11 protein-coding genes are annotated in these 11,472 nt (G+C 73.1%); 5 read left to right on the forward strand and 6 right to left on the reverse strand.

The genetic code is table 11. The features are described 5' to 3' along the window. Window positions 1–120: 120 nt before the first annotated feature. The 5 genes from C1A33_RS01090 to C1A33_RS01110 all read right to left on the reverse strand — a co-directional run bounded on the left by C1A33_RS01090 (window position 121) and on the right by C1A33_RS01110 (window position 5,479). On the reverse strand, window positions 121–1,581 hold the full coding sequence (locus C1A33_RS01090) for an MSMEG_0567/sll0787 family protein (protein ID WP_207770095.1): 1,461 nt from the start codon (window positions 1,579–1,581) through the stop codon (window positions 121–123). After that, window positions 1,581–2,648, reverse strand: coding sequence for an MSMEG_0568 family radical SAM protein (locus C1A33_RS01095; RefSeq protein WP_101829645.1), 1,068 nt, complete (start codon window positions 2,646–2,648; stop codon window positions 1,581–1,583). The genes C1A33_RS01090 and C1A33_RS01095 overlap by 1 nt, the downstream gene beginning before the upstream one ends. A 4-nt stretch (window positions 2,649–2,652) precedes the next feature. Continuing rightward, entirely contained in the window at window positions 2,653–3,174 is a 522-nt protein-coding gene (locus tag C1A33_RS01100; RefSeq protein WP_101829646.1) for an MSMEG_0572/Sll0783 family nitrogen starvation response protein, read from the reverse strand. Window positions 3,175–3,383: 209 nt separating this feature from the next. Further along, window positions 3,384–4,211: an amidohydrolase family protein gene (locus C1A33_RS01105; protein WP_101829647.1), complete on the reverse strand. Its 828-nt coding sequence runs from the start codon at window positions 4,209–4,211 to the stop codon at window positions 3,384–3,386. 383 nt (window positions 4,212–4,594) lie between these two features. Next, complete coding sequence (locus C1A33_RS01110; RefSeq protein ID WP_243407053.1) at window positions 4,595–5,479, reverse strand: DUF2127 domain-containing protein; 885 nt, start codon at window positions 5,477–5,479, stop codon at window positions 4,595–4,597. A gap of 213 nt (window positions 5,480–5,692) precedes the next feature. Here C1A33_RS01110 and C1A33_RS01115 point away from each other — a divergent pair, with 213 nt between their 5' ends. After that, on the forward strand, window positions 5,693–6,412 hold the full coding sequence (locus C1A33_RS01115; RefSeq protein ID WP_101829649.1) for a class I SAM-dependent methyltransferase: 720 nt from the start codon (window positions 5,693–5,695) through the stop codon (window positions 6,410–6,412). Here the strand turns inward: C1A33_RS01115 and C1A33_RS01120 are convergent. Continuing rightward, window positions 6,395–7,006: a helix-turn-helix domain-containing protein gene (locus tag C1A33_RS01120; protein WP_101829650.1), complete on the reverse strand. Its 612-nt coding sequence runs from the start codon at window positions 7,004–7,006 to the stop codon at window positions 6,395–6,397. The genes C1A33_RS01115 and C1A33_RS01120 overlap by 18 nt on opposite strands. A 487-nt stretch (window positions 7,007–7,493) precedes the next feature. Between C1A33_RS01120 and C1A33_RS01125 the strand changes: the two genes are divergently transcribed. The 4 genes from C1A33_RS01125 to C1A33_RS01140 are packed head-to-tail and all read left to right on the forward strand — an operon-like array spanning window position 7,494 to window position 11,390. Then, window positions 7,494–8,480, forward strand: coding sequence for an ABC transporter substrate-binding protein (locus C1A33_RS01125; protein WP_101829651.1), 987 nt, complete (start codon window positions 7,494–7,496; stop codon window positions 8,478–8,480). Window positions 8,481–8,485: 5 nt separating this feature from the next. Next, window positions 8,486–9,469, forward strand: a complete 984-nt coding sequence (locus C1A33_RS01130) for an ABC transporter permease (protein WP_101829652.1) — start codon at window positions 8,486–8,488, stop codon at window positions 9,467–9,469. Then, window positions 9,469–10,260 carry an ABC transporter ATP-binding protein gene (locus tag C1A33_RS01135; RefSeq protein WP_101829653.1) on the forward strand — a complete coding sequence of 264 codons (792 nt, stop codon included), beginning with the start codon at window positions 9,469–9,471 and terminating at the stop codon, window positions 10,258–10,260. The genes C1A33_RS01130 and C1A33_RS01135 overlap by 1 nt, the downstream gene beginning before the upstream one ends. Window positions 10,261–10,280: 20 nt before the next feature. Continuing rightward, the gene (locus C1A33_RS01140; RefSeq protein WP_101829654.1) at window positions 10,281–11,390 is read left to right on the forward strand and encodes an alpha-hydroxy acid oxidase; all 1,110 of its coding nucleotides are present in this window, start codon (window positions 10,281–10,283) and stop codon (window positions 11,388–11,390) included. Window positions 11,391–11,472: the final 82 nt, after the last annotated feature.

Consider the following 11,472-nt stretch of genomic DNA (forward strand, 5'->3'; position numbering starts at 1 on the left):
CCCCCACCGATCCACGACTCCCCCTGAGCACGGGCCCGTCCGTGGATCCGGGCCCGCCCGCCGCTCCTGTTCCGCCCGCCGGCCTCGCCGTGCCGGCGGGCCGGACCTCACGCGGCGGCTTCATGTCGCGGCCGGCCTGATGTCGCCCGCCGGCCATGCGCCGACAGGCGGCCGGACCTCTCCCGCCGGGCCGAGGCCGGTGACGGCGCCGGGCACGCCGACGGTGAGCTCGCCGTCCGGCCAGCGCAGCGCGACGCCGTCGCCGGCGACCAGCGCACCGCAGGCGGCCGTGGTCGCGGGGCCCGCGTCGGCGACACCCCGGCCGGGCTCGTCGACGGTGAACATCGCGAAGCCGGGGAAGCAGGACAGCCAGTCCGCGACACCGGCGCCGGGCGGGCGGGGAATCGCGGCCACGTCGAGCACCGCGGCACAGCCGCTGGCCTCGGTGAGCATGCCGAGGGTGCCGACCAGGCCGGCCATGCTGACGTCCTTCGCCGCGGCGGGGGCGGTGCGGGCCACGACGCTCGTGAGCCGGGCGAGCTCGTCGGCGCGCCGCGCGGTGGTGGAGTCCCACTGCCGCCCGGTGTGGCCGCGCCGCCAGTCGCCGCCCAGGTCGGCCGTCAGCGTCACTGTCTGGCCGGGCCGCCCGCCACCGGACGGCACGGGCCGCGTGGCCCGCCCGAGCGCCGTGACGGACAGCGCCGCCGGCACGCCGAACTGGGTGTGCCCGCCGAGGATCGGCAGCCGGTAGGCGCTCGCCGCGGCGCGCAGCCCGGACAGCACCCGCGCGGCGAACGAGGCGTCCCGGGCCCCGACGGCGTCGAGCAGCCCGACGGGTTCGGCGCCCATCGCCGCCAGGTCGTTGGCGTTGACGAGCACCCCGCACCAGCCGGCCCACTCCGGGTCGCGCTCGACCAGCGACGGCACGATCGCGTCGCAGGCGGCGATCAGGTCGCTGCCGGGTACCGGTGCGCCGTCGTCGCCGACGTAACCGGCCCCACCGGGGCTCAGACCGGCGAGCAGCGGGCCGAGCGGCGCCTTCGCCGCGGCCGCCTGCCGGGCGAAGCGCTCCAGCGGCCAGCGCATCAGCCGGTGCGGCACTCCGGCCACCGTGCGCGGACCGGCCGGGCGCCAGCCGAGGCGGGTGAACATCGGCTCGGCTCCGGCCTGGACGGTCGCCTCGAAGCGCAGCACCCCGGCCTGCTCGGCGTAGGCGCAGGCCGCCCGGACGAGGGCCGTCCCGATCCCGGTGCGGCCGCGGGCGGCACGCGTCACCGCCAGCCGGCTGCCCTGCCACCAGCCGAGATCGGCCTCGGTGACGCAGTGCAGCCGCACGCCGCCGAGCAGCGCGCCGTCGGCGTCGCGGGCGAGCAGGACGACGGTGCGCTCGTCGTCGTCGGCGTCGTCGCGGTCGGAGCCGGCGAACAGCTCCTGCTCGGCGACGAACACCTCGCGTCGAAGCCGCTGGTAGTCGGCGAGATCGCGGCGGTCGGCGGCCGCGTCGATCGTCCACGCCGGTCGCAACCCGGCCGGCGCGGGGGTGCCGAGCAGGACCCCGCCGAGGTCCATCAGGCGGTCCATCAGGCACCCGCCGAGCGCAGCGTGCTGCACGCCCCGCAGGCCGCACAGCCGGCCCGCTGGTCCGCGCCGTGCATGCCCGCCTCGCGCAGCAGCGCCGCGACCCGGGCGGTGACGTCGGCGACGACGGCGGCGGGGGGAGGGGTTGCCCCGTCGACGTCGACGGCCAGCGTGCCCGCGATCGGGCGCAGCGGCACCACGAACGGGTAGACGCCGAGCTCGATCAGCTCGGCGGCCCCGGCGACCAGCTCCTCGGGGTCCTCCCCGAGGCCGATGATCAGATAGGTGGAGACCTGGTTGCGGCCGAAGAGCCGGACGGCCTCCCGCCAGGCGGCGCGGTACTCGGTGAGCGGCACCGAGCCCTTGCCCGGCATCCAGCGGCGGCGCACCGCGTCGTCGAGCGACTCGACGTGGATGCCGATGCTGGCGGCACCGGCGTCGCGCAGCTCGGCGAGGACCGCGGGGTCGCCGGGCGGCTCGCACTGCACCTGGATGGCGAGTCCGGGTGCGGCGGCGAGCACCGCCCGTACGCAGCGGGCCAGATGCCGGGCGCCACGGTCGCGCCCGGCGGTCGTGCCGGTGGTCATCACCAGCTGGCGGACGCCGTCGAGACGGACCGCCGCCTCGGCGACCTCGGCGAGCTGCGCCGGCGTCTTGACCGCGGTCGTCGCGCCCGCTCGCAGCGACTCCTCGATCGCGCAGAACCGGCAGCGCTCGTCGGCGCCGTACCGCACGCAGGTCTGCACGACGGTGGTGGCCAGCACGTCCGCGCCGTGCAGCCGGGCGAGCTGGTGGTAGGGGACTCCGTCGGCGGTGGTGAGGTCGTAGAACGCCGGCCGGCGCACGGGTTGGACGTCGAGCCCGAGGTCGGCCCCGTCGAGCAGCAGCCGGCCCGCGCGCAACCGGTAGCGGCTGGTCGGCACGATCGGCAGCGCGGTGCCGACCCCGCCGAGCAGGACGTGACCGTCGTCGGAGGGGCCGGCACCGCCGCGGCGGGACACGGGCGTGTCGCCCGCGTCGACCGCCACGCCGCGGACCGCGAGCTCACTTCTCAGCGCGGTGCTGGTCATCGGGTCACACCATGTAGGTGGAGTTGATGATGGCGCCCTTGCGGGCGTAGTGGATCACGGCGTCCTGCACGTCGAGGGGGTGCGCGGGGATGACGCCGGAGATGAGGTCCTCCTCGCGGGCGCCGTGCAGCGCGAGGCCGAAGCGGCAGCAGTAGACGGTGCCGCCCTCCTTGACGAAGGTTTCCAGCGCGAGGTTGATGTTGGTCTCGCCGGGGAACGCGGCGTCGCCGGTGGTGGGGAAGCCGCGGTTGGCGACGCAGTTGATGGCACCGGGCCCGTAGAAGTAGATCGCCGACTCGAAGCCCTTGCGCAGCGCCCGGGTGGCCTGCAGGACGGCGACGAAGCTCACCGAGGACTCGTGCGCGATGCCGTGGACGAGGGTGAAGTAGCACTCGCCGTTCTCGGCCTGGTAGTCCGGGAAGATCTTGGTGCTGCCGTAGATGTTGCTGCCCTTGGGCAGGGACGGGTGCGGGATCTCTGCCAGGCTCCGGGCGATGTTCTCGGCGATCGTGTCGTCCAGCGACATGTGCTCTCCTTCGGATGCGCGGCCGCGGCGACTGATGGGCGCGGCGGACGATGGTGGCGACCCGCGGGTGCGGGCCTGGGCGGGTGAGTGGATGAGCATGCGGGGAAAGTCGGGAAAGTCGGGGAGTTTGGATGAAACTAGGGAAGGTCGGGAAAGCGGGGGCGGGCTTTCGGCGCGCCGGGTCGCGGCGGCGCCGGGTCGCGGCGGTGTCAGTCGTAGAGGGCGGCGAAGTTCGCGGTGAACACCTGACGAGCGAGTTCTCCATCGCCTACCGCGGCGCTGAGGCGGGCGTGTTCGCCGGCGTGGTCGCCCCAGGGTTCGTCCGAGGCGAACAACAGCCGGTCGTGGCCGAGGCCGCGCCGGTCCATCTCGGCGGCGAGCCAGCGCGGCGCGAATCCGATCGACCAGCTCAGGTCGGTATACACCCGCTTTCCGGCCGCGATCCAGTCGAAGAACCTGCCACCGGCCAGCTTGATGTGCCCGCTCATTCCTCCGCCGAAATGCACCAGATGGATCTTCGCTTCGTCACCGAAGCGGTCGACCAGCTTCCCGACCTGGTCGATGTCGCTCGCCGCGCCCGGGGACGTGTGGACGTGCACGATCAGGTCGTGTGCGACCGCGGCGGCGAAGATCCGCTCCAGCTGGGCGAGACAGTCGGCGTCATCGACACTGCCGCCGAGCAGGAACGTGGTCTTGAGCGCCCGCACCCCCGCTTCTCCCGCCAGGCTCAGGGCGTACCCGGTGCGTTCGGCGTCCTGGGGGCGGGGGGAGACGAACAGCCCGGCCCGGATCCGGTCGTCATGCGCGGCCGCCTCCAGGACGAGGTCGTTGAGCGCGAACGTCCGCGCCACGTCCGGCACCCCGTAGTTCGGGATGACCAGGGCACGTTCGGTGCCCTCCCGGTCGAGGTCGGCGATCAGCTGCGCCACGGTGGCGCGGGCGCCGATGTCCGGGTTCACGGCCGGACCTCCGTAGAACGGGTACGCCGGGAGTACCCCGAGGTGGCGGTGCGCGTCGGCGATCCCGGCGGGCGTCATGGAATCAGTACAAAGTTTGTGCATGTCAGGTTGATGACCCTCGGAACACATCCACGTATCGTTCGCATCCGCTTCCCCGCCGGGGCCCGCCACAGGTGGGCGGAATTGCTGCTCAGGAATTTCCTGCCCTTGACAGTGTGATCGTCTCTGGACTGTCCGGACGGCGCGCTGTATCTGCTCAGCTAACGCGCATCGCGTACATGTGACCGTAATCGGAACGGCGAAGTGTGGAAACCCTGGACGCGCACCCTGGCCGGAATCACCCGGACGGCGGTCCGGCGTCAGCGGTGGCGTGGGAGGTCGCCGCTACGGGGCCGAGTCGTCGAGACGGCCGAGTGGTCGCCGAAATCCGCTGGTCAGTCGCCACACCGGCGACAGCGAGATCAGCGGGCCGGGTCGCTGGGGGCGCCGCCGGTTCCGGCGGTGACGTCCCGCGCGGTCGCGGGATGGGTGGCATCGTCGTGGCCGGACCGTGAGGGGCCGGCATGGGGGTGGCCGGCGTGGGGGTCGGCGGCCTGCGGGTGGGCGGCCTGCTCGACCTCGAGCAGTGAGGCGGCGTGCCGCTCGGCCTCGAAGGCGGCCGTGCCGCCGCGGACCCCGAACAGCCGCTTGCTCACAATCAGATAGACCACGGCGGCGACGTTGATGACGAGGGCGCCCACCCGCAGCACGGTGATCCGCTCGGTCAGCTCGTAGACCTCCAGCGGCAGGAACGCCGAGGTCGCCACCACCGCGAAGTACTCGCCCCACCGCTTGAGCAGCCACAGCCCGATCGCCTCGACGATCTGCACCGCCGCGTACCCGAACAGCAGCAGGGCGACGAGCAGCAGCGTCTGCGGCCGGGTGTGCAGCAGGTGCCGTAGGTGATCGAGGGTCGGGGAATGGTCCAGATCGAGGTGCAGCACGTCGGCGAGCGGCTTCGCGGCGGGCACCGCCTGGTCGAACAGGTGCTGGACGCGCGCCTCGGACCGGCGGAACCGCAGGATGGCGTACCCGACGAGGACCATCAGCAGCGCCCGGACGAATCGTTCCAGCGCGAGCAGCCGCAGCACCGTCGCGTCCCGCAGCGCCCGGCCGCGCAACAGCACCGGCGCGTCCTGCGCGGGCCCGGTGAGCTTCGGGTCGCCGGGCACGAAGTCGCCGCAGCGCAGGCAACGCCAGCTCGGCCCGGCCGGAGTCGGCGCGGTCAGCCGTTCCGCCAGCTCCCGCTCGTCGGGCCGATACGTGACATGCCCCTTGCGGGCACACGCCCGCAGCTCCCAGTCCACCCGCGCACCCCTCCGACCCCGTGTCGACGCGGAGTCTCCCATCTGAGCACCACCACCGGCGTCCCTGTGACGCTCGGCCGACAGGCCGGGTGACCGGGGCCCGCCGGCCGCCGCGTTGCCATTGCGGCACGAAGGTTTGTCGGGAGTGGGGCGGGTTGCGCATGCTAGGTGCGCAGGTGACAGACCGTGCCGGAGACAGGAGCGGACGTGCGGATGGATCACGAAGCGGAACTCGACGAGGGACGGGACAGCGCCGCCGCGGGCCAGGCCGGCCACGGGCGGCACTGGATTCACGACGTCGATCCCTCGACCGATCCCACCGAGATGTGGGAGCGCTTCTACACCGAAAGCGAGCCGTGGAGCGGACGGGCCAACCCCGCCCTCGTCGACGAACTGGCCGAACGCCCGTCGCCCGCGGGCCCGGGCACCGCGCTCGACCTCGGCTGCGGCACGGGCGGCGACGCGATCTGGCTGGCCGGGCAGGGCTGGCGGGTCGACGCGGTGGACATCTCCCCGACCGCGCTGGAGCGGGCAGCCGGCGCGGCGCGGGCGGCCGGTGTCGACGACCGGATCCGCTGGGCGTGCCACAACCTCGACGCCGACTTCCCCGCCGGCGCGTGGGACCTGGTCACCACGTCCTACCTGCACTCCCCGGTCCGGCTGGACCGGGAGGGGATCCTGCGCCGGGCCGCGGCCGCGGTGGCCCCGGGCGGCAGCCTGATCATCATCGGCCACCTGGGCTTCCCGTCCTGGATGACCGAACCGCCGCCGCACGCCGACCTGCCGACCCCCGAAGAGATCGTCGCCGCGCTGGACCTCGACGGCTGGCGCGTCGTCGCCGCCCGCGCCGTGGTCGTCCCCAGCGTGCCGTCCCCCGACGGCGAACCGGGCACCCGGACGGACTCGGTCGTCCGCCTACACCGCACCGGTTGACGGGCGGGAGCGGGCCCGCAGGTGGACCCGCTGCCCCTGGGCCCCGAAGATGCTGAGGAACTCGACGGAATGTTCGTCGGCCCCGCCGAACCAGTGCGGGACGCGGGTGTCGAACTCGGCCGCCTCACCCGCGGTGAGGACGAAGTCGTGCTCGCCGAGCACGATTCGCAACCGTCCGTTCAGCACGAACAGCCAGTCGTAGCCGTCGTGGCTGCGGGGATCGGGATCCTCCGTCCGCGGGCCGGCCGCGATGATGTGCTTGAACGTCTGGATGCCGCCGGGACGGTGCGACAGCGGCAGGATGGTGATGTTGCCGCGGGTGATCGGCTTGCCGTGCACCCGCGGGTCACTGGCGCAGGGCGCGCCGACGAGGTCGTCCAGCGGCACCTGGTAGATCCGGGCCAGCGGCAGCAGAAGCTCGAGGGTGGCCCGGCGCTGCCCGGACTCGAGCCGGGACAGCGTGCTCGCGGAGATCCCGGTGCCGGCCGACAGCTCGGCGAGCGTCATCTCCCGCTCGTGCCGCAGCCGCCGCAACCGCGCCCCGACCTCGGCAAGCGTCCGCTCCAGCTCCGCGCCGTCGGGCCCTCGTGCCATGTCGGCAAGGCTACGTCCCCACCCGAACGGACCGGAGCGCCGCGGGGACCGCGTCCGTCGGGGTGCACGCCCCGGCCAGCGGCCTCACCCATGGCGACCGTCGGCTGGGAGCGGCGATGATCGGCACCGGGGTCGACCTCGACCGGTACGTCGCATATCGGGCGCACTTCCCGTGGGCGGGAAGTGCGCACGGGGGACAGCGGCATCGTGTCGCGAACTCGCGGTTCCTCGTCCGGTTTGCCCCGGATTATGCGACACGGGCCGCCGTGACACTGGCGATCTGTCGAGATCGACGCCAGGAACCGTCGTGGCCGCGCACGAGGGGCGTGGCCTGCCAGCCAGGGTCGGGTTTTCCCCACCCCGACGCTCGCCAGGCGGCTGGCGACCACCCGGTACATCCGTTACAGGGCTGGCCGATGTGCGTTATCCAGGCGAAACACCTCCAGTCGATCCTCATCTGAGAAGAACTTCTCAGTTAGGAGACGGGATGAATATGACCTCCCTCCGCCGTCGGCTGGCGGTGAGTGTGCTGGCAGGCGCGTTGGGGCTCGTCGCGGCCGGGTGCGGAGGCTCCGGAGGAAGCTCCGGGTCGTCGGCATCGTCCGGCGACCCGGTCAAGGTCAACATCTTCGAGATCGCCCAGGCCGACATCGTCACCACCGTCGAGGCCGCGTTCAGGAAGCGGGTGACCAGTGCACTCGCGCCTCGAAAGGTCAGCTTCTCGGTCAGCAACGCGAACGGGGACCCGTCGCTGGTGCAGAGCATCGCGCGCAACCTGTCGCGCTCCGACTCCTCGCTCATCGCCGTCATCGGCACGCCGGCCGTCATCGCGATGGCCCAGCAGGACTCCAGACATCCGATCATCGCGCTGGCGATGGGCGATCCCGTCGGCGGCAAGGTCGCCGACAGCCTCGACCGCCCCGGCCACAACGTGACCGGGACGATCGACTTCATCGATCCGGCCCGGCTGCTCGACGAGCTGGCCCAGGTGAGCCCCGCCCCCAAGCGGATCTCGACCATCTACGACCCGTCCAACGAGAACAGTCAGGTCTGGGTGGCCGCGCTTCGCAAGGCGATCAAGGCCCGACCGGGGCTGTCGCTGCGCGAGGCGACCATCGCCGGCAGCGCCGACGTCCAGAGCGCCGCCCGTTCCCTGGTCGGTCGGACGGACACGATGCTGATCGGGCCGGACGCCGCGGTCGCCACCGGCACCGCGGCGGTCGGCGCCGTGGCCGCGACCAACTCCATCCCGCTCTACCTCACCTCCGGGGTCGCGACGACGCGTGGCGTGCTGGCGACACTTGGGCCGAGCTACGCCGAGCTCGGCTCGGCCGCGGGTGACCTCGCCGCGAAGGTGGTCGCCGGCGCCAAGCCCGAGACCACGCCCTTCGGCCGGCCGGGCCGGCTGATCTGGGAGGTCAACCCCGAGACGCTCACCGCGCTGCACCTGACCCTGCCGGCGACGGCGAGGTAGCGCCGATGCACTACCTTCTCACCGACACCCTGATCGCGGGGCTCCCGCTGCTGCCGGTGGTGATGGGGATCTACCTCGTCATCCGGATCCGGCAGGACTTCGACCTCACCGTCGACGGCAGCCTCACCCTCGGCGGCGCGGTAGCCGCGGTCTCCCTCAACCACGGCCTGCCCGTTCCGGTGGCGATCATCGCGGCCATCGCCGCCGGGATGCTCGCCGGTCTGGTCACCACAACGCTGCACCTGGCGTTCCGCGTCCCCGTCATCCTGGCCGGACTGGTGATGAGCATCGGGATGAGGACCCTGAACCTGCGCGTCCTGGGTCGGCCCTCGACCAGTCTCGACGCCGGCGCCGGCCTGTTCGGCGGCCTGAGCGGTCTGGCACCGACCGCCCACGACTGGATCGTGATCGCGATTCTCGCGGCGTTTGCCCTGGTGTTCCTGGCCGGCGTGAGTCTGCTGCTGCTCACCGAGGTAGGACTGGCCCTGCGGGCCACCGGCGTCAACGTCGGCATGGCCCGGGCCCAGGGGGTCGACGACCGGCGCTCGCTCGCGCTGTGCCTCGCGCTCGCCAACGCCGGTGCCGGTCTGTCGGGAGCGCTCATCGTGCAGTCCCAGGGCTTCGCGGACAGCTCCACCGGCACCGGCACGCTGCTCGCCGGGATCGGAGCGGTGCTGCTCGGCGAGCTGGTGGCCCGGCCCGGCTCCGCCTCGCGGGTCGGCCGGGTGGCGCTGAGTGTGCTCGCCGGCACCGTGCTCTACCGGGCGATCCTGGTCGGCGCGCTGCGGGCCGGGTTGGAGGCCACCGACCTCGACGGGATCACCGCGCTGATCCTCGTCGCGGCGGTCGCCGTCAACCGGTACCTGCCGACCCTGAACAAGATCCTGCCCCGCCCACGTTCGCGCGCCGCGCCGGGAGCCAGATCGTCGCCCCCGGTCCGGTCCACGGCGTCGCGGCGCCCCGAACCCGTCGCCGAGGAGGTCGGCTGATGCTGTGCCTGGAGAACATCCGGCTCGTCCACAACCCGGGCACGCCGACCGAGGTCACCGCCCTCGACGGCCTCGACCTGCACATCCCGGCCGGCCAGTTCGTGACGGTGGTCGGCAGCAACGGTGCCGGGAAGAGCAGCCTGGTCAACGTCGTCTCCGGGGTGCACCGCCCCCGGTCCGGCCGCGTGATCATCGATGGGCGGGACGTCACGAGACTGCCCGACCACGCTCGGGCCGCCTGGATCTCCCGGGTCTTCGACAACCCGCTCGCCGGCACCGCGCCGGAGCTGTCCCTCGCGGACAACCTCGCGCTGGCGATGGCCCGCGGCGGCCGGCGGCGGCTGCGTCCCGCGCTGACCCGTCAGCGCCGCGAGCTCATGCGCGCCCAGCTCGCGACGCTCGGGCTGGGACTGGAGAACCGGCTGACCGACCCGGTCGCGCTGTTCTCCGCCGGACAGCGACAGAGCGTGACGATGCTGATGGCGGGGCTCACCCAGCCGAAGCTGCTGCTGCTCGACGAGCATCTCGCCGCCCTCGACCCGCGTACCCGGGCCCGGGTACTGGAGCTGACCGTCCGGATGCACGACCGGCTCGGCTGCGCCTCCCTGATGATCACGCACAGCATGCGCCAGGCGATCGACGTCGGCGACCGGCTGCTGGTGATGGCCCGCGGGCGGGTGGTCTTCGACGCCGCCGGCCCCGACAAGACGAACCTGACCCCGTCCGACCTGGTCGACATCATCGCCGGCCTGGGAGACGCACCCACCGACCGCCAACTGCTCGCCGGCTGAGGCGAGAACCGGGAGCCCTGATGGAAACCTTTGTCAGCTTTGCCTCGGCCGGGACGTTCGCCACGGTCGGGGAGATCTACGACGCCGCCCGCGCCGCGCTGCCGCCCGAGATCTGGGACTTCCTGGACGGGGGCGCGGGCGGCGAGCAGACGCTGCGGGCCAACCGGGCGGCCTTCGACCGCTGGACCCTGCGACCCCGGCTGATGACCGGAGTCGCCGAGCCCGACCTGTCCACCACCTTCCTCGGGATCGCGTTGTCGATGCCGGTGCTGACCAGCCCGTTCGGCGCCGACCGCCTGCTGCATCCCGAGGGGCACCTCGCCGTCGCCCGGGCGAACGCGAAGGCGGGGGTCGCCTCGATGGTGCCCGAGGCCGGCTCGTTCTCCTGGGAGGAGGTGACAACGGCGGCGCCGGCCGCGGCCCGCATCGCCCAGCTGCACCCGATGGGCAACGTGGCGAACTTCACCGCGATGCTGGACCGGGCGGCCGACGTCGGCTTCGCGGCCCTGTGCCTGACGCTGGACTGCCCGAGCGCCGGCTGGCGCGAGCGCAACATGCGCAACCGGTTCGACGTGGACGTCGAGACGGTCAGCGGCAACTACCCGCATGCCACCGCCGAGGACCTGGCCGACACCCTCGGCCAGCTGTTCATCCGGCACGAGCCGGTCTGGACCTGGGACGAACTGGCCGAGCGGACGTCGTCCTCGCCGCTGCCGTGGATCGCGAAGGGCGTGCTCACCGGCCCCGACGCGGTGCGGGCGGTGCGCGCCGGCGCGGCCGCGGTGCTGGTGAGCAACCACGGTGGGCGCCAGCTCGACGCGGTGCCCGCCGCGCTTGAGGCGTTGCCGGAGGTGGTGGCGGCGGTCGGCGGGACGGTGCCGATCGCGCTCGATTCCGGGATTCGCCGCGGCAGCGACGTGGTCAAGGCGCTCGCCCTGGGCGCCGACGTCGTCGTCCTGGGCCGGGCGGCGGCGATGGCGCTGGCGGCGGGCGGGGAGGAGGCTCTCGCCCGGCTGCACGAACTGCTGCGGGAGGAGATCTCCACCACCATCAAGCTGCTCGGCGCGGCCAGCGTGGCCTACCTGGACCCGAGCATGATCACCCCTGCCCCGCGGGTCACGCCATGGTGACCGGGAAACGTAGCGTGCAGGCCGCGCCCTTCAGGGCGGGGTCAGCACATCAACTCCGGCGTCAGGATGACAACGGCATGAT

It is taken from the genome of Frankia canadensis (assembly GCF_900197875.1).
Lineage (GTDB): Bacteria > Actinomycetota > Actinomycetes > Frankiales > Frankiaceae > Frankia > Frankia canadensis.